General features: G+C 34.8%; 18 protein-coding genes and 1 tRNA gene. 8 read left to right on the forward strand and 11 right to left on the reverse strand.

Annotated features, from left to right (window positions below; all coding sequences use genetic code 11):
• Nucleotides 1-24: 24 nt before the first annotated feature.
• The 6 genes from A9601_RS17000 to rpsT form a co-directional block, all read right to left on the reverse strand.
• Entirely contained in the window at nt 25-177 is a 153-nt protein-coding gene (locus tag A9601_RS17000; RefSeq protein WP_011819097.1) for a high light inducible protein, read from the reverse strand.
• A 55-nt stretch (nt 178-232) separates the two neighbouring features.
• Entirely contained in the window at nt 233-4,333 is a 4,101-nt protein-coding gene (locus tag A9601_RS17005; protein WP_011819098.1) for a DNA-directed RNA polymerase subunit beta', read from the reverse strand.
• Nucleotides 4,334-4,366: 33 nt separating this feature from the next.
• A complete protein-coding gene (locus A9601_RS17010; RefSeq protein WP_011819099.1) occupies nt 4,367-6,271 on the reverse strand; it encodes a DNA-directed RNA polymerase subunit gamma in 1,905 nt (634 codons plus the stop codon).
• A gap of 38 nt (nt 6,272-6,309) precedes the next feature.
• On the reverse strand, nt 6,310-9,603 hold the full coding sequence (gene rpoB / locus A9601_RS17015; protein ID WP_011819100.1) for a DNA-directed RNA polymerase subunit beta: 3,294 nt from the start codon (nt 9,601-9,603) through the stop codon (nt 6,310-6,312).
• A 236-nt stretch (nt 9,604-9,839) separates the two neighbouring features.
• Nucleotides 9,840-10,634, reverse strand: a complete 795-nt coding sequence (locus tag A9601_RS17020; RefSeq protein ID WP_011819101.1) for a TatD family hydrolase — start codon at nt 10,632-10,634, stop codon at nt 9,840-9,842.
• A 17-nt stretch (nt 10,635-10,651) separates the two neighbouring features.
• A complete protein-coding gene (gene rpsT / locus A9601_RS17025) occupies nt 10,652-10,945 on the reverse strand; it encodes a 30S ribosomal protein S20 (RefSeq protein WP_011819102.1) in 294 nt (97 codons plus the stop codon).
• A 119-nt stretch (nt 10,946-11,064) separates the two neighbouring features.
• Here rpsT and hisD point away from each other — a divergent pair, with 119 nt between their 5' ends.
• Nucleotides 11,065-12,351: a histidinol dehydrogenase gene (hisD, locus tag A9601_RS17030; RefSeq protein WP_011819103.1), complete on the forward strand. Its 1,287-nt coding sequence runs from the start codon at nt 11,065-11,067 to the stop codon at nt 12,349-12,351.
• Here the strand turns inward: hisD and rpiA are convergent.
• On the reverse strand, nt 12,348-13,043 hold the full coding sequence (gene rpiA / locus A9601_RS17035; RefSeq protein ID WP_011819104.1) for a ribose-5-phosphate isomerase RpiA: 696 nt from the start codon (nt 13,041-13,043) through the stop codon (nt 12,348-12,350). The genes hisD and rpiA overlap by 4 nt on opposite strands.
• A 65-nt stretch (nt 13,044-13,108) precedes the next feature.
• Entirely contained in the window at nt 13,109-14,239 is a 1,131-nt protein-coding gene (locus tag A9601_RS17040) for a trypsin-like peptidase domain-containing protein (RefSeq protein WP_011819105.1), read from the reverse strand.
• 159 nt (nt 14,240-14,398) lie between these two features.
• Here A9601_RS17040 and rimP point away from each other — a divergent pair, with 159 nt between their 5' ends.
• From rimP to infB, 4 genes are read left to right on the forward strand one after another with little or no spacing between them, the layout of a single operon-like run.
• Nucleotides 14,399-14,866: a ribosome maturation factor RimP gene (gene rimP, locus A9601_RS17045; RefSeq protein ID WP_011819106.1), complete on the forward strand. Its 468-nt coding sequence runs from the start codon at nt 14,399-14,401 to the stop codon at nt 14,864-14,866.
• A gap of 34 nt (nt 14,867-14,900) precedes the next feature.
• Nucleotides 14,901-16,304, forward strand: coding sequence for a transcription termination factor NusA (gene nusA, locus A9601_RS17050; protein ID WP_011819107.1), 1,404 nt, complete (start codon nt 14,901-14,903; stop codon nt 16,302-16,304).
• Nucleotides 16,301-16,573, forward strand: coding sequence for a YlxR family protein (locus A9601_RS17055; protein ID WP_011819108.1), 273 nt, complete (start codon nt 16,301-16,303; stop codon nt 16,571-16,573). Before nusA ends, A9601_RS17055 begins: the two co-directional genes overlap by 4 nt.
• A gap of 57 nt (nt 16,574-16,630) precedes the next feature.
• Nucleotides 16,631-20,011 (forward strand): translation initiation factor IF-2, encoded by a 3,381-nt coding sequence (gene infB / locus A9601_RS17060; RefSeq protein ID WP_011819109.1) that lies wholly within the window; start codon nt 16,631-16,633, stop codon nt 20,009-20,011.
• Between the two features lie 16 nt (nt 20,012-20,027).
• On the opposite strand, the gene A9601_RS17065 is transcribed toward infB, so the two are convergent.
• A complete protein-coding gene (locus tag A9601_RS17065) occupies nt 20,028-20,264 on the reverse strand; it encodes a DUF3493 domain-containing protein (RefSeq protein ID WP_041484569.1) in 237 nt (78 codons plus the stop codon).
• A 54-nt stretch (nt 20,265-20,318) separates the two neighbouring features.
• Between A9601_RS17065 and A9601_RS17070 the strand changes: the two genes are divergently transcribed.
• The 3 genes from A9601_RS17070 (at nt 20,319) to A9601_RS17075 (ending at nt 22,312) form a co-directional block, all read left to right on the forward strand.
• Nucleotides 20,319-20,390 (forward strand) — tRNA-Thr (locus A9601_RS17070).
• 18 nt (nt 20,391-20,408) lie between these two features.
• Nucleotides 20,409-20,579 (forward strand): hypothetical protein, encoded by a 171-nt coding sequence (locus A9601_RS18845; protein WP_011819111.1) that lies wholly within the window; start codon nt 20,409-20,411, stop codon nt 20,577-20,579.
• A 113-nt stretch (nt 20,580-20,692) separates the two neighbouring features.
• The gene (locus A9601_RS17075) at nt 20,693-22,312 is read left to right on the forward strand and encodes a photosystem II high light acclimation radical SAM protein (RefSeq protein ID WP_011819112.1); all 1,620 of its coding nucleotides are present in this window, start codon (nt 20,693-20,695) and stop codon (nt 22,310-22,312) included.
• A gap of 15 nt (nt 22,313-22,327) precedes the next feature.
• Here the strand turns inward: A9601_RS17075 and clpS are convergent, their stop codons facing one another.
• Nucleotides 22,328-22,645, reverse strand: a complete 318-nt coding sequence (gene clpS, locus A9601_RS17080) for an ATP-dependent Clp protease adapter ClpS (protein WP_011819113.1) — start codon at nt 22,643-22,645, stop codon at nt 22,328-22,330.
• Nucleotides 22,646-22,676: 31 nt separating this feature from the next.
• Nucleotides 22,677-23,903, reverse strand: coding sequence for an LL-diaminopimelate aminotransferase (locus tag A9601_RS17085; RefSeq protein ID WP_011819114.1), 1,227 nt, complete (start codon nt 23,901-23,903; stop codon nt 22,677-22,679).
• Nucleotides 23,904-24,045: the final 142 nt, after the last annotated feature.

The raw sequence follows: 24,045 nt of genomic DNA on the forward strand, positions 1-24,045 counted from the left end.
AATAGTCTTTATTTAAAACAGTTTTCACCATAACAGCAAACCATGTTTTAAAAAGAATTCTGTAAGAATAAGGGCAATAAAACCAATCATAGCCATTCTTCCATTCAGTCTTTCATTATAAAAATGGAATCCATAACGGGGTAATTTTCTTTTGGGTACAATGTCTGGCTTAATCATTACTTACAAATTTAAAAAATCCATTCTAGTCACTAAAAATAATAATAGATAATATTTATTCATCAGAAAGAAGACCCTCCTCCTGCAATCCCTCCAATGCGGCAGGATCTGGTAATTGATCTTCAGAAAATTGATTTTCAGCATTAGGCCTTGCGAAAGCCGCGAAATTACTAGAAGAAGGATCGATTCCATGTCTGTTTCTAGTTGTCTCCAAATCTTCATCACTAGGATCATCAAGTATTGCACTAGAGCTTACAGCAGGTGATTGTGGCATATCAACCGTATAATCTGGCCTTAAGTTCTGTGCTCTTCTGTACCCACCAGACTCTTCTGCAAGGATATCGGGATGAGGTCCAGCCTCTGAGGATAATTCCTCCACAAATCCGCTAAAACCAGTGCCTGCAGGGATTAATCTACCGATAATAACATTTTCTTTTAAACCTCTTAACCAATCAGATTTACCTTCAATTGCAGCTTCTGTAAGAACCCTTGTTGTTTCTTGGAACGATGCTGCGGAAATAAAGCTATCTGTATTGAGGGAGGCTTTGGTAATACCCAACAAAACAGGAGTAAATTCTGCTGGAGCTCCTCCTGTAATTGCCATTGCTTGGTTTGTATCTTCCACTTGCCTCAACTCTATGAGTTCACCGGGCAAAAGAGTAGTATCCCCAGCATCTTCTATACGGACTTTACTTGTCATCTGTCTAACAATAACTTCAATATGCTTGTCATCGATTGCTACACCCTGTGACTTATAAACATTCTGCACCTCACTTACCATACTTCTTTGTAGTTTTGATATAGATTCTCGAGCAGCATCCAAAAGGGGCTTTTGATCTTTTAAATCATTAAAATAGCAATCTAATAGTTCATGCGGATTAAGTGGACCATCTGTTAAAGGTTCTCCACCTGCAACTTGTTGTCCATCACTAACCATTAGATTTTTTCCAACTAATAGCTGATATTCATTAACTAAATCATCTTTTTCAATAACCGACAAAGAAACTGATTCTTCATCATTACCTTGTTTTATCTGAACGATTCCTGATTTTTTACATAAAATTGCAGCATCTCGGGGTCTCCTAGCTTCTAATAACTCTTCAATGCGAGGCAATCCTTGTACAATGTCTCCAGTTTTCTGCCTTTCAAAAACAAGTAAAGCTAAACCATCTCCCCTAAGTACTAAATCTCCGTCTTTTACATGTAAAACTGAATCAGGAGAAACCATATAAGGCCTCCCATATCTTAAGGTTACTGAACTATTAGAAACTTCTTCTATTTCTCCGCAAAAAGTTGATTTTATAGACTTACTAATAGGATCACCATCAACTACGCGATCTCCGACTTTAACTAATGCTTTATCACTAATTTTAATTTTAATTTTATCTTCCTGTCTTTCGACAATTAACCTTCTTATGGGCTCATCGTCAACAACATTTGGCAATTGAACCAATCCCTTCTCTTTACAAAGAATTTGAGTAGTAGAAATTACATCTCCTGCTTTTACTAATTGGTTATCATTAACTTGTAGTTCTGTATGTGTTGAGCCATGACTAGAGTCAGATATAGTGTCTCTTCTTACAAGAATAGACTCCAAAATTACTAAATTTAATCTATTAATTGATGAATCATTTTTATCTTCAATAGACTCTACGTCAATGGTCATTTGAGGAGTAGCATCAAAGCTTTCAATGCTTAAATGTGTTCTAAGTAATTCAACTCCTTCAACTGATTTTATCAATTCACCGTCTTTATAGGTAAGCCTTTGGATAGCTTTTAAGCCTAGATATGGTCCTTTTTCCTGCTTAACATGTGCAAGTTGGGGTAATTCCGCTTGGTCAGGGATAGTAAATTCTTCAACAGTTCTTAATAACAATCCTCGACATTTGGGTGTTTCTAATTTTTGAACAAATAGAATTTCTTTATTATCAACACCATCTAAAATCTTTTCACCTGGATTTACAAGATTTCCTTCTTCTGTAAATCTATTTAAAACTTCTTCATCATCACACTCATGAAAAGTTCCATTTCTTATAGTTATTTCACGAAGGATATCATTTTTTTGTGTAACAGTAACAATTCCTGATGTTTGACTAAAAATATCTTTTACAACTTCTGTACCAGCTTCAATCCATTTCATATCTTCGATCATTAAAAGGGATATGTCCTTATTAATTTCATGTGTTTCTTGAGGAATCCAGAGCAATGTACCTCCTTGACTTACTTCAAAACCATTTTTAGATGATCTTGCTTTTTTGACACTTAATCCTGGTGCATATTTGACTAGGCCACCAGTTTTTGTACGGAACCTTTCATCCGTTAGATCTGCTATTACCTCACCATTACTGATTTTACTTCCGGGGGAAATATTCAAACGATAGGATATACCATCAATAGACTCCAAATTATATATTTGACCTGAGTGAGTAGATTCTTCAATTAATTTGAAATTAGTTAAAGACATTGATGTGGTCACAATCTGAACTTCTCTTGAATCTCCTATTGATTCTCTTAATCGAACTTGTCCTCCAAACTCGCTTGATTGACTCGCTTCTGCTAAAACAGTTCCTTCATCTACAGATTTTCCAGATGAAATAACAGGTCTTGCATTAGGGGGTAAGTTATAAACATCTCCAGCTAAAACCCATAATCTGCCCAATCTTTGAGCTTTTAAGGTAATATTACCCTGTCTATCCGTTACCTCTTTTGGTTGAATAACTTTATCGTATCTAACTTGACCAGCCAAATCACAGATGACATCTTTTGTTGCTTTTTCTACACTCTTTTTCACTGCTCCAGCAGTAATCTGAGCAACAGTTATATCAGAATTAATTTCTTCACCATCATCTACAAATAGAAGCGATCCGCTAGAAACTTCAATTTTCTGAGCTTTGCCAGAATTATTTCCTTGAGGAACTATTTTTAGTATGAAATCAACTTCCGCTTGTTTAGCTTCTACGCCATGAGGGGTTCTATAACCTCTAATCTTTGCTTTTGAACTAAATTCAACTTTACCAGAAATTTTTGATCTTACTACTCCACTTTCAGCAGTCGATACACCTCCAGTATGGAAAGTTCTCATTGTCAATTGAGTTCCTGGCTCGCCAATTGATTGAGCAGCAATAATTCCAACTGCCTCACCTAAATCAACTAAATGATTATGAGCCAATGCCCATCCGTAACACCTCCTACAAACCGATCTATTAGCTTCACACGTTAATGGGGATCTGATTTTTACTTTATTAATGGATGCTTTTTCAATTTCTCCTGATAATGCAGGATCTATTGCAGTGTTTTGAGGAACAAGAAGGTTTTCTTCGGCATCCAAAACATCCTCAGCGGTAAGCCTACCAAGAAGCCTTGCTCCAAATTTCCCATCTTCAGCTTCAACAACTATTGATCGTTCTGTTCCACAATCTTCTTCTCTAACAATTACATCTTGAGCGACATCAACTAATCTTCGAGTCAAATAACCAGAATCCGCTGTTCTTAGAGCAGTATCCACCAAACCTTTCCTCGCTCCATAAGAAGAAATTACATATTCAGTAACTGTTAATCCTTCTCTAAAATTGGTTCTTATGGGAAGGTCAATGATTTCTCCTTGAGGATTAGCCATCAATCCCCTCATACCAACAAGTTGCCTTACCTGAGACATGTTACCCCTTGCTCCTGAATTAGCCATCATCCAAACGGAATTCAAAGGATCATTTTGATTAAAATTATTCTTTACAGCATCTACCAATCTTTCATTAGTTTCAGTCCAGGTATCTATAACTTTTGTATGCCTTTCAACTTCGGTAATTTCACCAAGTCTATAGCATTCTTCTGTAGCAGATATTTGCTCTTCAGCTTGCCCTATTAAATCTTGTTTAGCATCAGGAACTTTTAAGTCATCTACTGAAATAGAGACAGCAGCTTGGGTAGCATATTTAAATCCTAAGTCTTTAAGATTATCAGCCATGGCTGCAGTTATAGCAGTTCCATGAGTTTTATAAGCCCAAGATACTAAATTTTTTAAGGCTTTCTTATCAACTACCTTATTCTTAAAAGATGGAGGCGTTTTGGCAAGAGCAGGCATTGTAACTGGATTGTTCTTTTTTGAGTTTTTAGTGGTTTTACGTACTCTAGATGTTTTTTTAGGTTTAGATGAAGTCATGATTTTTAAATAAATGAAAAAAGTTTTTAAAGATTACGTTTTAGAAACAGAATCGATGATGGTATAGTTCATAACTACTCTCCCAACAGTTGTCAGTACAAATCTACTTATTAAATTATTATCAGAGCCAAATCTGTCCCTTCTTAAATTCCAGATTTCTAATCTTGAGCCATCTTCTAGCTCTTTAGTTTTTTGTGGGCTAAGCATTTCGTCTTCATCTTCAACTTCTCCATTAAATCTAACCCAGATCCATTCATGAAGGCTGAGTCTTTTATCTTCAAAAGCAAAAATAACATCTTCTAATGAAGCAAAAGTAGTCTTATTATCTCCGAATTCTGGTTTTTGATAATTCGGTTGCAAAGCTGTTAGATAATAAGATCCCAAAACCATATCTTGTGATGGAGTCACAATAGGTTCCCCAGTGGCAGGAGAAAGAATATTATTACTGGCTAGCATAAGCATGCGTGCTTCGGTTTGTGCCTCAAGAGCTAAGGGAACATGAACTGCCATTTGATCTCCATCAAAGTCAGCATTGAAAGCGGGACAAACTAAAGGGTGAAGTTGTATTGCTCTACCTCCAACTAATTTCGGTTCAAAAGCTTGAATTCCCAAACGATGCAGAGTAGGGGCTCTATTTAAGAGAATTGGATGGCCTTCAATAACTTCCTGAAGGACCTGCATAACTTCGTCATCGGCTTTTTGTATTAATTTTTTTGCAGCTTTAATATTATTCACAATATTTTGTCGTATTAATCTATGAATTACAAAAGGTTGAAAGAGCTCTATCGCCATTTCTTTTGGGAGTCCACACTGATGCATTTTTAATTTAGGACCCACAACTATTACAGATCTCCCTGAATAGTCAACACGTTTTCCAAGAAGATTCTGTCTGAATCTTCCTTGTTTTCCTTCAATTATGTCACTTAGGGACTTTAGAGCTCTATTATTTGCTCCAACAACAGTCCTTCCTCTCCTACCATTATCTATAAGTGCATCAACGGCCTCCTGAAGCATTCTTTTTTCATTTCTTACTATGATTTCAGGAGCTAAAATTTCTTGAAGCCTGGCTAGTCTATTATTTCTATTTATAACTCTTCTATATAAGTCGTTTAAATCTGAAGTTGCAAATCTCCCCCCATCAAGCTGAACCATAGGTCTAAGATCAGGAGGTATAACTGGGATTGCATCTAAAACCATCCATTCTGGTTTTGCATTAGTGGCAATAAAATTATCAATAACTCTTATCCTTTTTATAAGTTTTGCCCTCTTTTGCCCTTTGCTATTAGTAATTTCTTCTCTAAGCTCCTCAGCAATCTGATGTAAATCAAGGTCCTCTAGTAATTGCTTCAGTGCCTCAGCACCAATTCCAACAAAAGGTTCATTCTCTATAGTTGAATCTTCCGCATAAATTTCATCTTCAATTTCAAGCCACTCATCCTCAGTGAGTAATTGCTTATATTTAAGTTCTTTATGATCACCTGGATCTAAAACGACATAACAATTAAAATAAACTATTTGTTCTACATCCCTAAGCGGAATATCCAAAAGTATTGCAACGTAACTAGGAATTCCTTTCAAATACCAAACATGGGAAACTGGCGCAGCGAGTTTTATATAACCCATCCTATGTCTTCTTACTCTACTTTCAGTTACTTCAACCCCACATCTCTCACAAACGATGCCGCGATGTCTTACCCTTTTGTATTTCCCGCAATGGCATTCCCAATCTTTAGATGGCCCAAAAATCTTTTCACAAAACAATCCGTCCATTTCTGGTTTAAGTGTCCTGTAATTGATAGTTTCAGGTTTAGTAACTTCACCAACAACTTGTCCATTGGGCAATGTCCTCTGACCCCAATCCATTATTCTTTGTGGAGAAGCTATTGAAATTTTGACGTAATCAAAGTGATTTTCAGTTCTTAAGTTGCTGTTTGTCATTTTTGGCGAATTTAAATTAAAGAGTTTTAATTAAGTTTTTAATCTTCCTCATATTCAGAGGTTCCTAGTGATTCGTAAGTAGGCCTTGATGGAGTATTTCTTCTCGGATTGATATCTTGCATTAAATCTACCTCTTTTCCTTCATCTGTATAAACCCCTATATCCAAGCCTAGAGATTGTAATTCCCTCATAAGAACTTTAAATGACTCAGGAGTACCTGGCCTTGGGATCGGTTTACCTTTTACGATCGCATTAAGAGCTTCATTTCTTCCTTGCATGTCATCAGATTTAACTGTTAACAATTCCTGAAGAGTATAAGCAGCTCCATAAGCTTCAAGAGCCCATACTTCCATTTCTCCAAGCCTTTGTCCACCTTGTTGTGCTTTACCACCCAATGGTTGCTGTGTAACTAAAGAGTAAGGACCAGTAGATCTAGCATGAATTTTATCATCCACCAAATGAACTAATTTGAGGAAGTGAGAGTATCCGACAGCAACTGGCTGATCGAAGGGTTCCCCTGTTCTGCCATCTTTAAGTAATAACTTTCCAGGATCCTCAGGATTGTAAACCCATGCTTTACCTGGCTGTTTTGAAGCTTCCTCTAAAAATGCTTGAACAGTTTGATGTGACTTTTCAGCTCCATACATTTCATCAAATGGAACAACTTTAACCCTGCAATTTAAGTTGGCAGCTGCCCAACCCATCAATAATTCAAAAACTTGACCTACATTCATCCTACTTGGAACTCCTAAAGGGTTAAGAACTATATCTACTGGCGTTCCATCAGGTAAATAAGGCATATCTTCTCTTGGTAAAATTCTGCTAATAATCCCTTTATTTCCATGCCTTCCAGCCATTTTATCGCCTACTTGAATTTTCCTTCTCTGAGCCACATACACTCTAACAACCATGTTGGCCCCTGGAGGTAATTCATCTCCTTGTTCTCTAGTGTAAATGCGAACATCTAAAACTCTTCCCTTTTCAGTTTTGGGTACCCTAAGGGAATTGTCTCTCACATCTCGAGCCTTTTCACCGAAAATAGCTCTTAACAGTTTTTCTTCAGGTGGTTGATCTGATTCACCTTTAGGTGTCACCTTTCCTACAAGGATATCTCCACTCTCAACAAAAGCACCAATCCTAATAATTCCCATCTCATCAAGATTATTCAAGCTTTCTTCCGAGATGTTAGGAATCTCTCTCGTAATTTCTTCAGGTCCTAGCTTCGTTTGTCTTGCTTCAATTTCATATTTTTCAATATGTACTGAAGTATATAAATCATCAGTTACCATCCTCTCGCTTACAAGTATCGCATCTTCGTAGTTGTACCCCTCCCATGGCATGTAAGCAATTAAAACGTTTTGGCCAAGGGCTATTTCACCACCTTCACATGCAGATCCATCTGCTAAAACCTGACCCGATATCACTTTATCTCCAATTTTCACTATGGGTCTTTGGTTGAGGCAAGTATCTTGATTTGATCTTTGATATTTCTGAAGATAATGAAAATGTTCATTGCCATGATCGTCTTTAACGACAATCTCATTAGCGTCTACGTAAGATACAGTTCCATTAACTTTTGTTATGGGAACCATACCCGAATCTCTAGCAACTTGAGATTCTAAACCTGTACCAACTAAAGGCCGTTCTGGCCTGAGCAATGGAACCGCTTGGCGTTGCATATTCGATCCCATAAGAGCTCTATTAGCATCATCATGTTCCAAGAAAGGAATAAGTGAAGTAGCAACTGAAATTACCTGAACAGGAGAAAGCTGAACGTAATCAACTTGATGAGGAGGTACTTTTTCAAAATCCTGTCTATATCTTACTGGTATTAAATCTGCAATTATATTGCCATCCTTATCAGTTGCGACGTCACCTGGAGCCACTCTACACTCATCTTCTAAATCAGCAGAAAGATAAACAGGATTACCTTCTTTATTAACTTTACCGTTTTTAACTTCCCAAAAAGGTGTTTCAATAAAACCATACTCATTAACTCTTGCGTGGGTAGCTAAAGAATTTATAAGTCCTGCATTAGGACCTTCAGGAGTCTCGATTGGGCATAATCTACCGTAATGTGAAGGGTGTATATCTCTTACCGCAAAGCCTGCTCTTTCTCTAGTTAAACCTCCTGGACCTAATGCAGAGATTCTTCTTTTATGTGTTAATTCAGCTAAAGGATTAGTTTGATCCATGAACTGACTTAATTGACTGGAACCAAAAAATTCCTTTATAGCAGCGACCAAAGGTTTTGGATTGACTAGTTGAGCAGGAGTTAAAGAATCTGTTTCTCCTACAGTCATTCTTTCTTTGATAATTCTCTCTAACCGATTAAGCCCAACCCTGACTTGATTTTGAAGAAGTTCTCCTACAGATCTAACCCTTCGATTACCAAGATGGTCAATATCATCCAAACTAGCTCCACCAATATCCAATTCTAGGTTAATTAAATAATCAATGGTAGATAGAACATCTTCATGGGTAAGTGTTCTCACATCGTCTGGTACGGTTAGTCTCAATTTTTTATTTATTTTATATCTACCAACTCGGCCTAAATCATATCTTTTAGGATCAAAAAATCTACTATTTAATAGTTGTTGTCCACCAGACACAGAGGGCGGTTCACCAGGACGAAGCTTCTTATACAGCTCAAGTAATGCCTGATCTTCTGAATTTATACCCTCGTCGTTAGCTGAATCAATTGAGTTTTGATAAAATTCAGGATGCCTAAGTTTATCAACCACATCATTATCTGAAAGACCCATTGCTCTCATAAGAACATGAGCATTAATTTTTCTAGTTTTATCAACTCTCACATAAAGTAAATTATTTTTGTCGGTCTCAAATTTTAACCATGCACCTCTATTAGGAATAACGTTAGCGTTGTAAGTTCTTCGACCATTTTTATCCAGTTCATCTTTGAAATAGACTCCGGGACTTCGAACAATTTGATTAACAATAACTCTTTCGGCGCCATTAATGATAAAAGTTCCTCTTTCAGTCATTAATGGTAATTCGCCAATAAATACCTCTTGTTCTTTAATTTCCCCTGTCTCTTTATTGATTAACCTGCAAGTTACATACATCTGAGATGCGAATGTAGCATCTCTTCTCTTAGCTTCCTCAACATCATGTCTAGGTCTTTTTAACCTGTACTCCTCACCGATAAAATGTAATTCTAATTTACCTGTGTAATCAGAAATAGGAGAAAAATTTTGTAGTTCTTCTATTAAACCCTTTTCCAAAAACCATTTAAAGCTTGCTCTTTGTACTTCAACTAAATCTGGTAGATAAGTAGCTGTTTTTGCTACCTGTAAAGCGCTACTGCTCATCCAAGAAAACCTGCGATTTTGTGAGATTTACTATTTACTTTTAATCTACTCAATATTTAGTTCTTTAACTTTTCACTCAATATGAGATCGACCATTAAATGTCGATTTCAACAAAAAATCAATTCAATAAACAATAATTAGAATTTGTCTAATACTGATAATCATTAATTGGAGTGCGTTAAAGCTAAAAAATTAAGAAAAATTTCCAGTAATTTTTAATAATAACAGCTGCTACGTCAAAATAACAAGTCAAATTTAAACAAATCTTCAGCATTCTTAGAAGACTCTTTAGCAATTGTGATTAATTCAGTAGATCTTAAATCTGCCATAAAATTGGCAACATTTTCAACAAATGCAGGTTCATTCCTTTTACCTCTGTGAGGTACAGGAGCTAAAAATGGTGAGTCAGTTTCAATAAGGTATTTATTATTTGGGACTAATTTGGCACACTCATGAATTTTATGTGCTTTTGGGAAAGTTACTATTCCACTAAAACTTATGTAAAATCCAAGATCCAAGAATTGCTGCATTTCTTCTCGGGTTCCTGTCCAACAATGAAGTACGCCATCAGGGCATTTTCCTTTTTTAGAGAGATCACTACATATCTCAATCATTTCATTTGCAGCATCTCTACAGTGAATAATTACAGGCAATTTAAGTTCATAAGCTAACTCCATTTGAGGAATAAGTGCTTCAATTTGCTGAGTTTTATTTTCATTCTTAAAAAAATCCAAGCCTAATTCGCCAATAGCTACAACTCTCTTATCTTCTTGAGCTGATTTTCTTAAGAGAGATTTTGAGCTTTCTTCCCACTTTTTTGCCTCTAACGGATGCAAACCAACTGAATAGTAAATTTCATTAAATTCATGAGATATTTTTTTCAACTTTGGGATTTCTGATAATTCACAACAAGCATGCACTAATTTTTTTACACCTCTTGAACGCAATCTTAAAATAACCTCTTCAAGATCTTTCTCAAAATTTTCAAATATTAAATGACAGTGTGAGTCTATGAGTTTTATATCGCTCATAATTAGGAACTACCTATTTACTTTGTGGTAAGAGTAGTTTTTACAAAATTGTTAATTTTTGATTTTCTATTAGCGCCATTATTCTTGTGAAGAACATTTTTTTTAACTGCTTTATCGATTAAACTAAAAGCTTTATTAAGGCTTGTCTTAACTAAATTCTTATTATCTTCATTTGGGTTTTTTTTATATTTTTCGCAATTTTCTAAGGTTTTTTTAGTTAAAGTCCTAACAGTAGATTTATACGACTTATTCATTAAACGATTTCTTTCGGCAATTTGTATTCTCTTTTTTGCTGATTTGTTATTGGCCACAGAGGGTATATAAATAGAAGATACTTATCATAACAAATAAATCGACTACTAATCAATCATATATAATTTAGAAAGTTATTAATTTGGGTTTGAGCCTTTCAATTTGAAAAATTAAGAATATGAAGATCATAAATAATAAAGAAGATGCTATCCAAGAATTAAAAAGGATTTCCACTCGAACTAACTCAGAAAACAACCACAAAATAAATGCAATAGTCGAAGAAATTCTTCAAGAAGTAAAAAATTATGGAGATACAGCAGTAAAAAAATATACCAAAAAATTTGATGGTTTCAACCCTGAACCTATGCAAGTAAGTTCGAACCAAATAAAAAATGCATGGAATGAAATTGATAACAATTTGAAGCGCTCTCTTGAGGTAGCTCATAAAAGAATACAAAAATTCCATGAAAAAGAAATTCCTAAATCTTTTACAATAAAAGGTGAATATGGTGATACAGTCCAAAGAAGATGGCGACCAGTTAAAAATGCAGGTATTTATATTCCTGGAGGCAGAGCTGCTTATCCAAGCACTGTATTAATGAATGCAATACCTGCGAAAGTAGCAGGAGTTAAGGAAACTATAATGGTATCTCCTGGGAATAAAGAAGGAGAAATAAACAAAACTGTTTTAGCAGCAGCTCACTTATCAGGAATCAATAAAGTATTTAGAATTGGAGGAGCTCAAGCAATTGGTGCTTTAGCCTTTGGCACAAATCAAATCAATAAAGTTGATGTTATTTCAGGTCCAGGGAATATTTATGTTACAACTGCGAAAAAACTTATTTATGGTTCTACAGGGATTGATTCTTTAGCTGGTCCAAGTGAAATATTAATCATTGCAGATGAAACAGCTCAAAGCACTTATATAGCGTCTGATCTACTAGCCCAAGCAGAACATGATCCTTTAGCTTCATCAATCCTTCTAACTACATCAAAAAATCAGGCACAAGAAGTTTTAGAAGAACTTTATAAAAAAATAGATGATCATCCAAGAAAAGAAATTTGCATGCAATCAATTAAAAATTGGGGGTTAATTGTGATTTGTGAGAATTATGAATCATGTGTTGAACTAAGTAATAACTTTGCCCCTGAACACCTAGAAATTCTTACTATAAATTCAAAAAAAATTCTTGCAGATATAGATAATGCAGGAGCGATATTTTTGGGGAAATGGACACCAGAAGCTGTTGGAGATTATCTTGCTGGACCAAATCATACTTTACCCACATCAGGAAATTCTAGATTCAGCGGTTCTTTGGGGGTTGAAACTTTTATGAAAAATACTTCAATAATAGAATTTAATGAAGAAAGTTTAAAAATCAATAGCCCGGATATTATAAATCTTGCTAATAGTGAGGGCTTACACAGCCACGCTAACTCAGTACAAATAAGATTTGAAGATTAGCTAACTCTTGAGGGTGAGTAAACCACTGGAGTATTATTTTCAATTTTACCCACTAGAACTTTGTCTGTAAGATCGACGAATAATCCATTTTCTAAAACTCCTGGAATATTATTAATAGTTTTTTCAATGTCTTTTGGATTCTTAATACCATCATTAAATAAAACATCTAGAACTAGGTTGCCTTGATCAGTAACAACTGGGCCAGCTTTTTTATTAGCCATTCTTAAAGAAGAACTGCCATTCATTTCTGAAATAACTTCCTGAACTTGCTTCCAAGCATTTGGAAGAACTTCTACAGGTAAAGGAAAAGATAGATTTAAATTTTGGACAAGTTTAGTTTCATCAACAACAATCAACAATTGATCAGATTTAGATGCTACTAATTTTTCTCTGACATGGCATGCTCCTCCTCCTTTAATTAATTGAAATCCCGGATCAACTTCATCTGCTCCATCAATAGCTAAATCAATTTGAGATACAGAAGCTAAATCGATAAGCGGGATATTCAATTCAAGCGCTAAAACTTCTGATTGAAAAGAAGTTGCAACACCTCTTATATTTTGGAGTTTCCCAGAACGCATTTCATCCGCAAGGCTTTTTATCATTAACGCAGCAGTAGATCCAGAACCTAATCCAAGAATCATGTCACTCTTTACTTCCCTTATTGCTGCATCAGCAACTACCTGTTTCATTTGAGTTTGTGAATCCAAAATCTTTTTCTCTAATGGTTATAGATTATTAAATTTCAATCGGTGCTTTATGTCAAACCTGGTAGAGGTTCTGGTCTGATATTTATCTGTATCTCTTTATTATCTCTCACAATATTTAAAAGAAATACTTTTCCTATCTGAGCTTTTTCTACTTCATCTAGTAAAGTTTTAGGCTCATTTATAGAGATGTTTTGGGCTGCTATGACTAAATCGCCTCTTCTTAAACCAGCTTTTTCAGCGGGGCTATTAGGTATTACTGATTGAATAAGAGCTCCATTTCTTTCGGGTAATTGCACTAAAGAATTGGGATCTAGATTATGTTCTTTAGCAATTCTAGGATTTAAAGAAATTAATTGTACCCCTAAATATGGATGAATAACTTCTCCATTTTTGAGTAGCTGATCAGAAACACTTTTAGCTAGATTGATGGGAATCGCAAAACCTAAACCAGCACCAGGGCCACTTCTTACTAATGTATTTATTCCAATTACCTCGCCATTAGCATTTATTAGTGGTCCCCCAGAATTTCCTGGATTTATTGCCGCATCAGTCTGAATAAGATCCAACCTTTTATCTGAAAATCCTAAACTACTGATATCTCTATGCAGGCTGCTTACAATCCCTAAAGTAACTGTTTTTTCAAGACCATAGGGAGTACCAAGAGCTATTGCCCAATCCCCAACTTCAAGATCTTCAGAATTTCCAAGTGGAGCAAAACCAGAATAAGTATCTTCATCAATTTTTACTAAAGCAAGATCAGTTACTGTATCCGTGCCCAAAACTTTACCATCACAAATAGATCCATCGGCCAAAGTAACTGAAACATTATCGACTCTTTCTACGACATGAGCGTTTGTAAGAACCAAACCATTTTCATTAATGATAACCCCGGAGCCTTGTCCTCTCTCCCTTTCAGGAGTAATGCCTTGCTCGCCAAGTAAATCCCTTAATAAAGGGTCAAGTAAAGTAGGATCAAATTGTTGCCTCTCTACCAAGCGCTCAGTGTCAATTTTTACAACTGCAGGGCCAATATTTTTAACTGCCGATGATACGAAATTATGACTTTCAAAAGAAGTTAAAGCTAAAACTTCAGCATCTTGAAAGAAATTGAGTATGCAAAAACAAATAACAATGAATATTTGGATTAAATTAATAAATTTAATCTTGAGATACTTCATATTATTAAAAGTTTTTGAGTTTATCTAGTAAATCTAATTGAAGAAAGAGGTTATTGTTGTTTTTTTGTTTACATCCATAAAATGCAAATTTTAAAATTTTTCTATAGAAAAAACTTCTTAATGTGTGAAAATAAATTTTAAATAAATTTATAAATAAATTTGAATAAAGAAAACAAAAGTAAACTGGAAGCTTTATTAGAAAAAGTTGCTAATGAGCGGGATTTAGAAATCTGCGGTTTAAATATACAAACTAATCAAAATCCAGTAGTTATTGAAATAACTATAAGAAAAACTAATGGGGATGACATTTCCTTAGATGATTGTGCGCTATTTAATACCCCGGCATCTGACGAAATAGAAAAATCAAATCTTTTAAATTGTTCATATGTGTTAGAAATTAGTAGTCAAGGGGTCAGTGATGAACTAACCTCAGAAAGAGACTTCAAAACTTTTAAAGGTTTTCCAGTTAATGTTGAGTTAAACCAAAAGAATTCAAAAATAAAAATTCTGAATGGTTTACTTTATGAAAAGTCTAAAGATTATTTAGCCATTAACATTAAAGGTAAGATTAAAAAAATCCCTTTTGATGAAGTACTAAAAATTAGTCTTTGTACATTAAAAGATTAATCATTTTCAACCATTATTCAATTTCCCATCATAGATGGCATTAGTTATTCTCCCAGGTTTAAACAATCTCATTGAAGATATTAGTGAGGAAAAAAAGTTACCTCCTAATATCGTGGAATTAGCCTTACGCGAAGCTTTATTAAAAGGATATGAAAAATATAGAAAAACTTTTTACATTGGAGTTAACCAAGATCCATTTGATGAAGAATATTTTAGTAATTTTGATGTTGGACTAGATCTAGATGAAGAAGGTTACAGGATATTATCAAGTAAAATTATTGTAGAAGAAGTTGAGAGCGAAGATCATCAAATATCTCTAGTAGAAGTTAAGCAAGTCGCTGATGATGCTCAAATAGGTGACACAGTTGTTTTAGACGTTACTCCAGAAAAAGAGGATTTTGGGCGAATGGCTGCTTCAACAACAAAGCAAGTTTTAGCCCAAAAGTTAAGAGATCAACAACGAAAAATGATCCAGGAAGAATTTGCGGATTTGGAAGATCCTGTTTTAACGGCAAGAGTTATAAGATTTGAAAGACAATCAGTCATTATGGGAGTTAGTTCGGGTATTGGTAGACCTGAAGTTGAGGCCGAACTTCCCAAGAGAGATCAATTACCAAATGATAATTATAGAGCAAATGCAACTTTTAAAGTATTTTTGAAAGAAGTTAGCGAAATTGCCAGAAAAGGGCCGCAACTTTTTGTAAGTAGAGCAAATGCTGGTTTAGTGGTTTATTTATTTGAAAATGAAGTACCGGAAATTCAAGAAGGTACAGTGAAAATTGTTGCTGTTTCAAGAGAAGCCAACCCTCCTTCAAGAGCTGTTGGGCCAAGAACAAAAGTAGCTGTTGATAGTGTCGAAGAAGAAGTGGACCCTGTAGGTGCATGTATTGGAGCTAGAGGAGCAAGAATTCAACAAGTAGTAAATGAATTAAGGGGTGAAAAAATTGATGTTATTAAATGGTCATCTAACCCAATACAGTATATTTTAAACTCTTTAAGTCCTGCGAAAGTAGATCAAGTAAGACTTGTAGACCCAGCAGGGCAACATGCGCACGTACTAGTTCCTCCTGATCAATTAAGTCTCGCAATTGGTAGAGAAGGTCAAAATGTAAGACTTGCCGCAAGATTAACTGGTTGGAAGATTGACGTTAAAAACTCACATGAATACGATCAGGAAGCAGAAGATGCTGCGGTCTCTGAATTAATTATTCAAAGGGAAGATGAAGAGAATCTCCAGAGAGAAGCTGAATTAAGATTAGAAGCAGAACAAGCTGAGCGTGCTGCAGAAGATGCGAGATTAAGAGAGCTTTATCCTCTTCCCGAAGATGAAGAAGAATATGGAGAGGAACAATACGAAGGAGTAGAATTCACAGATAATGATCCATTAGAGACTGTTCAAGATACTGAGACATCTGCCAAAGAGGAGAAAAAACGGTGATACAAGAAATCCCTGTCATGCGTTTATGCATTTCATGTAGAAAAACATATGACAGGAAAGATCTTTTAAAGATTACTAAAGATCATAAGCAAGGTATCATGCTTCAAAAGGGAATGGGGCGATCAGCTTACATTTGCAAGTCAAAAAAATGCTACTCAGATTCCAAGATCAAGAAAAAGCTTCAAAAAGCTTTAAAAACATTTTTAGAACCTGAATTTATTGAAATTTTTGAAAAAGAAATTACAAGCTACATTAACTATCCCCATTAAGGGAATATAATTAAAATAAATCCTCTTTAATTTCAAAAAGAGTACAAATCAGATTAAATGACTATCAGCGATAAAATCAGAATTTACGAACTTTCCAGAGACTTAAATCTGGAAAATAAAGATATACTTGATGCCGCTCAAAAACTTTCAATTTCAGTAAAAAGCCATAGCAGCTCTATTAGTTCAGAAGAGGCAAAAAAAATTAAAAATCTTATTAATAAAAAGAATCCAGATAAAACAATACTTTCCATTAATAAACCTTCAATTAAAAAAGATAACTTCAAACAAAACAAAGAAGATAAATCTCCTGTTCTCTCTTCTAAACAAGGGAAACCTCTCAAAAATAATTCGAACAAAAAGCCATTATTGATAAAACCACTTAACAAGCCTGAGAGTGTAAAAAAAATTTCAAATCAACTTCAAAATCCCAATAAACCTAATATTGTTAACAGTTCACAATCTCGAGCAAATCTTACAAATACAAATAGTAAACCTTCACAGAATTTCAACCAAGATAAAAAAACTTTCGTAAATAACACACCCCCACCTATCAAAAGTCCGGCAAAACCACCTATTCAACTAATTGCAAAGCCTAAAAATATAAATAATAATGTTAAATCTAGTGAATCTTCCCAGAACATCGCCAGGGCAGAAGATAAAAGACGACTATCAAGCAAACCTGATCAAAATACGAACAAACCTAAAACAAAAAATTTTAATAATAGAAAGAACACTCCTGAGCTCGTAGGAGCTCCAATAAGAAGAGAAGATCCAATAATAAATCCTAATAAGCAAAACAATAATAAGCAAAACATTGCTTTTAAACAAACTGCCTCTAACAGACCTGGTTCTCCCAACAGACCTGGCATGCCCAATAGGCCTGGTTTAAGAAACAAACCTTCAGATCAAGGCAGACCTGGCTCATTTAATAGGCAAGGCAATCCCAATAGACCTGGTTCTCCCAACAGACCTGGCATGCCCAATAGGCCTGGTTTAAGAAACAAACCTTCAGATCAAGGCAGACCTGGCTCATTTAATAGGCAAGGCAATCCTAATAGACCTGGTTCTCCCAACGGACCTGGCATGCCTAATAATAGGCCTGGTTCTAAATTCAATGGCCAAAATTCCTCTGGGATTAGGAAGCCAGTATCACCTAATGAACTTTTACAACTTCAAAAAAATAATAACTCTGAGAAAGACAAAATAGGTATAAAGAATAACTCAAAACAAAATATCGAGGTACCTAAGCAGAAAGCTAAAGCGCCTAATAATCGTCCAAATGCTACTCCAAGTTCCAAAAAACCTCCTCATAGAACATTTTCTAATAGTTCAAAGAAACCTGGAAAGACAGACTGGGATGATAGCGCAAAACTTGAAGCACTAAGAAGCAAAAATACCCAAAAACAAAGACAGAAAGTTCATATTATTGGTGAAAATGATGATTCATTAACGTCTGAAACTAGTGGATATTCAGGCGAAAAAATTTCAATCTTATCAGCAAGTTTGGCACGTCCAAAGAAAGGAAAGTCTGATGAATCCAAATCTCAAAAAACAATAAAACAATTTAAAAAGAAGAAAAAAGAGACTACTAGGCAAAGACAGAAAAGAAGAGCTATGGAGTTAAAGGCTGCCAAAGAAGCCAAACAAGTACGACCTGAAATGATAATCGTGCCCGAAGATAATTTAACAGTCCAAGAATTAGCGGATAAATTAAGTCTTGAAAGTTCTGAAATAATCAAATCTCTTTTTTTTAAAGGAATAACTGCAACTGTTACTCAATCACTCGACTTAGCAACTATTGAAACAGTAGCAGAAGAATTTGGGGTACCTGTTTTGCAAGATGATATTCAAGAAGCCGCTGAGAAAACAGTTGACATGATTGAATCTGAAGATATTGATAATCTTATAAGAAGACCACCTGTTATTACAGTGATGGGTCATGTAGACCATGGTAAAACAAGTCTTCTAGATTCCATCAGAGAATCAAGAATAGCTTCAGGAGAAGCAGGGGGTATCACTCAACACATAGGAGCTTATCAAGTTGAATTTGAACATGAATCTCAAAAGAAAAAATTAACATTTCTTGATACCCCAGGTCATGAAGCCTTTACTGCAATGAGAGCAAGGGGTACAAAGGTTACTGATGTAGCTGTTCTTGTAGTTGCTGCAGATGATGGTTGCAGACCTCAAACTTTAGAAGCTATTAGTCATGCAAGAGCTGCAAAAGTACCAATTGTTGTTGCAATTAATAAAATTGATAAAGAGGGAGCATCTCCAGAAAGAGTAAAGCAGGAACTATCAGAAAAAGATTTAATTGCTGAAGATTGGGGAGGAGATACAGTGATGGTTCCAGTAAGTGCTATCAAAAAACAAAACATTGATAAATTACTCGAAATGATTTTATTAGTTTCAGATGTTGAAGATCTACAAGCTAACCCTGATAGATTTGCAAAAGGTACTGTTATTGAAGCCCACCTAGACAAAGCCAAAGGGCCAGTAGCTACTTTATTAGTACAAAATGGAACCTTGAAATCTGGAGATGTTTTAGCTGCGGGTTCAGTCCTTGGAAAAATTAGAGCAATGGTTGATGAACATGGTAATAGAATTAAAGAAGCAGGACCATCATTCCCAGTGGAAGCGCTAGGATTCAGTGAAGTACCTACTGCAGGAGATGAATTCGAAGTCTACCCTGATGAGAAAACTGCTCGAGCCATTGTCGGAGAAAGGGCAACAGATGCTAGAGCCACAAAATTAGCTCAGCAAATGGCCTCAAGAAGAGTCAGCTTATCATCCTTATCAACTCAAGCAAATGATGGGGAACTTAAGGAGTTAAACTTAATTCTAAAAGCTGATGTTCAAGGTAGTGTTGAAGCGATATTAGGATCACTAGAACAATTACCAAAAAATGAAGTTCAAGTCAGAGTCCTACTCTCTGCTCCTGGAGAAATAACTGAGACAGATATAGATCTTGCTGCTGCATCTGGGTCAGTAATTGTTGGGTTTAACACCTCATTAGCTTCTGGCGCGAAAAGAGCAGCTGATGCTAATGACGTTGACATAAGAGAATATGAAGTTATCTATAAACTCTTAGAAGATATTCAGTTGGCCATGGAAGGGCTACTTGAACCCGATCTTGTCGAAGAATCATTAGGGCAAGCTGAAGTTAGAGCAACTTTCTCAGTCGGTAAAGGAGCTATTGCAGGCTGTTACATACAAACTGGAAAATTACAAAGGAATTGTTCGCTAAGAGTTATTAGATCAGAAAAAGTAATATTTGAGGGTAATTTAGACTCTCTAAAAAGAGTTAAAGATGATGTAAAAGAAGTAAATACAGGATTTGAATGTGGAGTTGGCTGCGATAAATTCTCTTCATGGGTCGAAGGAGATGTAATCGAAGCATTCAAATTTGTCACCAAAAAGAGGACCTTATCACAATAATTAAACATCCAGCTTATTAATCTTTATTTTTGTCAAAGACTAATAAAGTAGGAAATATTACACAAGCACCCAACTGTATGAGAAGGTTATTTTGCTGTAATTCAGTTCCGCTTGCAATTCTGGAAAGCATTATTATAAGTCCCAAAAATGCAGAACCGCTAAAAGCTATCCACAATATTCTTCTCAATCCTTTGAAAGGAGCTTGGGATTCCTTTAATAATTTCTTTTTCAATTCAGGATCTATTTTTGACATAAATTTTTTCAATTATAAGATTAAGTCTATATGAAAAATTAAATATTTAATTTGGCCGGTATAGCTCAGCGGTAGAGCAACTGTCTCGTAAACAGTAGGCCATTGGTTCAATTCCAATTATCGGCACTTACAAAGTAAATTAAAATGGTTAATAAAATTTTTAAATTTAGATATCTTTTTAAATTAATTGTTTTTATTCCTCTTATATTTTATTTTGGCAAAAGAAGTTATATTGCTTTTGATGAAGGTTTTTATGCACTACAAGCTAGATGGATTAAAACTTCTCAAAGTATGCTGGATTTATATGATTTCTGATATATGAATTTAATAAAATTATCCCGAGTATTTTCTTAGTATTTTCAATTTCTCCAAATTAGTAATAAAGTAGTTAGATTCTTAAAAGAAATAGATTCATTAAATTTCATGACATGAATTTTAATTTGAAGTTCGAAAAATTAAATAAAAAAAATTACCAAAGAAAGCACTATGGAAAAATACTAACTGTAAGATTGCCGTGTAATCCAATATTTCCAATTGGGCCTATTTATTTAGCAGACCATATTCATAAATGCTTCCCAGATCTAGAGCAGCAATTCATTGATCTAGCAATAATTCCATCAAATAAAGTTTCCAAATATTTAGCCAGAAAAATTGATCAATTTAGACCGCATCTAATCATTTTTTCGTGGAGAGATATACAAATTTATGCACCTGTTGATGGTAGGAGTGGGAACCCTCTACAAAACTCTTTTGAAGTTTTCTACTCAAAAAATATCTTTAAAAAAATTAGAGGTTCCTGGGGAGGATTAAAATTAATTGCATCTCATTATGGAGAAATATATAGAAATACTTCTTTAGTCAAGATGGGACTAAAAAGATCACAAAAATACAATAAAAATGTCAAAGTAATTTTAGGAGGTGGAGCTGTTAGTGTCTTCTATGAACAATTGGGAAATTTACTCCCAAAAGGAACTGTTATTTCAGTAGGGGAGGGAGAAAATCTCATTGAAAAAATCATTAGAGGAGATTCAATAGAGGAAGAAAGATGTTACATTGCTGGACAAAAACCTAGAAATAAATTGATACATGAACAACCTTCGGGGACTGTTAAAACAGCTTGTAATTATAAATATATAAAATCAATATGGCCTGAATTCAATTGGTATATAGAAGGCGGAGATTATTACGTAGGGGTGCAAACAAAAAGAGGTTGCCCTCATAATTGCTGTTTCTGTGTTTATACAGTTGTGGAGGGTAAGCAGGTTCGCGTCAATCCTATTAACGAAGTAATCAAAGAAATGAAGCAATTATATGATCTTGGAGTAAGAGGATTTTGGTTCACAGATGCACAGTTTATTCCAGCTAAAAAACATATTGAAGATGCAAAATCACTTTTGCAAGCAATTAAAGATCAAGGCTGGGACGATATTAATTGGGCTGCATACATTAGAGCAGATAATATTGATGCTGAGCTAGCTCAGCTTATGGTTGATACAGGTATGAGCTATTTTGAAATAGGTATCACGTCGGGATCTCAAGAACTTGTTAGAAAAATGAGATTAGCGTATGATCTCGAAACTGTATTAAATAATTGCAGAATGCTTGTCAAATCAGGTTTTAAGAATCATGTTTCAGTGAATTATTCTTTTAATGTTTTTGATGAAACGCCTAGCACCATAAGACAAACAATTGCTTACCATAGAGAATTAGAAAATATATTTGGTAAAGGCTTAGTTGACCCAGCTATATTTTTTATAGGATTGCAACCTCACACTCTTCTTGAGAAGTACGCGCTGGAACATAAAATTTTGAAGCCAAATTATAATCCAATGAGCATGATGCCTTGGACAGCGAGAAAACTTCTATGGAATCCAGGCTCATTAGGGGAAAAACTTGGGGAGATTTGCTTAGAAGCTTTTGATAATCCAGAAGATGAATTCGGTAAAACAGTTATCGACATTCTTGAGAGAGAATATGGAAAGTCCTCCTTAAAAGAATCCTTAAAAGTCCGTCCATTATCTGAAAGGAAATTAGCTCATTCTAAATAATAAATCCAACCACTATTAATCCTCTTTCTCAATTGAACTAGAAATTCCTTTAGATTTCAATGATTCTGAGTAGAATTCTGCTGGCTCTAAATCACAAACTATCACCAAACCTATACCCGTATTGTGTGCTTCAAGCATTATGGCTATAGCATCTTGTTCGCTTAATTGCGGCACAACTTCCCTCAGTGAAATAGTGACATACTCCATAGAATTAACTGGGTCATTATGAAGTAAAACCTTATATTTTGGAGATTTATTTTTTAATTCAGCAGGTTTCTTTTCAATCACTGCTGAATTATTACTTCCACTTTGTTCTAACTTTATGGATAACATCAAAATTTCAGAATCTAGATAATACTAATAATTATATATTAATAATCCTTTCCATTGCATCAATGACGTTTGATCGTGAGTTAAATGCTGACAAGCGAAAATAACCCTCTCCTGCCAATCCAAATCCGCTCCCAGGTGTTCCCACTACACTAACTTTTTGTAGAAGGAAATCAAAAAAGTCCCAAGATGTCATTTGATCTGGAACCTTAATCCAGATATAAGGAGCATTGTCCCCACCATAAACTTTATATCCAGAATTCTGAAGTTTATTTTTCATTATTTTTGCATTTTCCATATAAAAATCAATTAAACCTCTCACCTGTTTCTTCCCTTCAAGAGAATAAACAGCCTCTGCTCCTTTCTGAACAACATAACTTACTCCATTGAATTTTGTAGATTGTCGCCTATTCCAAAGAGGCCATAACTCTATTTCCTCATTTGTTGAGCTCAAACCTTTGAGATTTTTAGGTATTACTGTAAAAGCACATCTAACTCCAGTGAATCCTGCATTTTTTGAAAAAGATCTAAATTCAATAGCACAATCCTTTGCTCCCTCAATCTCATATATTGAATGTGGAATATCATTATCTTGAATAAATGCTTCATAAGCTGCGTCAAAAAGTATTAAGGATTTGTTTTGAAGTGCATAGTCAACCCATTTTTTCAATTCTTCTTTATTAATCGTTGCTCCAGTTGGATTATTAGGAAAACAAAGATATAAAATATCAACTTTTTTTTCAGGTAGTTCTGGCAAAAAGTTATTCGCTTCATTTATTGCAAGATATGTCAATCCTTGATAAGTACCATTTTCAAGAGCATCTCCAGTTCTACCTGTCATCACGTTACTATCTACATAAACAGGGTAAACAGGATCTGTTACAGCAATTGAATTATCCTTGCCAAGAATATCTAAAATATTGCTACTATCGCATTTTGATCCGTCTGAAACAAAGATTTCTTCAGGTGAAATTTGACAGCCCCTCGAAATAAAATCATGCTCAGATATTTTTTCTCTGAGCCAAGCATAACCTTGTTCTGGTCCATAACCTCTAAAACCATCTGTTGTGCCCATATCATCTAAAGCTTTACCCATAGCCTCAATGCATGCTCTTGGTAATGGTTCTGTAACATCTCCTATTCCAAGCTTGATAATTTCAGCATTCTTATTTGATTGAGAATATAGCTTTACCCTTTTAGCAATTTCAGGGAATAAATAGCCTGCTTTGAGTTTTAAATAATTTTCGTTTACTTGAACCACTGTTAGATAAAAAAGTTCACCTATCTTAGAATAATGTATCAACGTGCTTAAGTGGTGATTAGGTGTTAGTATTATTTTAGTTATGGTTAATTTAAGAAATAATCATAGCTATGAATTCAATTTCAATTATTTTGAAAATCGT

Source organism: Prochlorococcus marinus str. AS9601 (genome assembly GCF_000015645.1).
Taxonomy (GTDB): Bacteria; Cyanobacteriota; Cyanobacteriia; order PCC-6307; family Cyanobiaceae; genus Prochlorococcus_A; species Prochlorococcus_A marinus_O.

What these genes read in the sequence shown, in the direction of transcription:
- A9601_RS17000 (WP_011819097.1), bottom strand. Translation starts at nt 177, where the DNA reads ATGATTAAGCCAGACATTGTACCCAAAAGAAAATTACCCCGTTATGGA.
- clpS (WP_011819113.1), bottom strand. Translation starts at nt 22,645, where the DNA reads ATGTTATCCATAAAGTTAGAACAAAGTGGAAGTAATAATTCAGCAGTG.
- A9601_RS17005 (WP_011819098.1), bottom strand. Translation starts at nt 4,333, where the DNA reads ATGACTTCATCTAAACCTAAAAAAACATCTAGAGTACGTAAAACCACT.
- A9601_RS17010 (WP_011819099.1), bottom strand. Translation starts at nt 6,271, where the DNA reads ATGACAAACAGCAACTTAAGAACTGAAAATCACTTTGATTACGTCAAA.
- rpoB (WP_011819100.1), bottom strand. Translation starts at nt 9,603, where the DNA reads ATGAGCAGTAGCGCTTTACAGGTAGCAAAAACAGCTACTTATCTACCA.
- A9601_RS17040 (WP_011819105.1), bottom strand. Translation starts at nt 14,239, where the DNA reads ATGAAGTATCTCAAGATTAAATTTATTAATTTAATCCAAATATTCATT.
- infB (WP_011819109.1), top strand. Translation starts at nt 16,631, where the DNA reads ATGACTATCAGCGATAAAATCAGAATTTACGAACTTTCCAGAGACTTA.
- A9601_RS17020 (WP_011819101.1), bottom strand. Translation starts at nt 10,634, where the DNA reads ATGAGCGATATAAAACTCATAGACTCACACTGTCATTTAATATTTGAA.
- A9601_RS17075 (WP_011819112.1), top strand. Translation starts at nt 20,693, where the DNA reads ATGAATTTTAATTTGAAGTTCGAAAAATTAAATAAAAAAAATTACCAA.
- A9601_RS17065 (WP_041484569.1), bottom strand. Translation starts at nt 20,264, where the DNA reads ATGTCAAAAATAGATCCTGAATTGAAAAAGAAATTATTAAAGGAATCC.
- nusA (WP_011819107.1), top strand. Translation starts at nt 14,901, where the DNA reads ATGGCATTAGTTATTCTCCCAGGTTTAAACAATCTCATTGAAGATATT.
- hisD (WP_011819103.1), top strand. Translation starts at nt 11,065, where the DNA reads ATGAAGATCATAAATAATAAAGAAGATGCTATCCAAGAATTAAAAAGG.
- rpiA (WP_011819104.1), bottom strand. Translation starts at nt 13,043, where the DNA reads ATGAAACAGGTAGTTGCTGATGCAGCAATAAGGGAAGTAAAGAGTGAC.
- A9601_RS18845 (WP_011819111.1), top strand. Translation starts at nt 20,409, where the DNA reads ATGGTTAATAAAATTTTTAAATTTAGATATCTTTTTAAATTAATTGTT.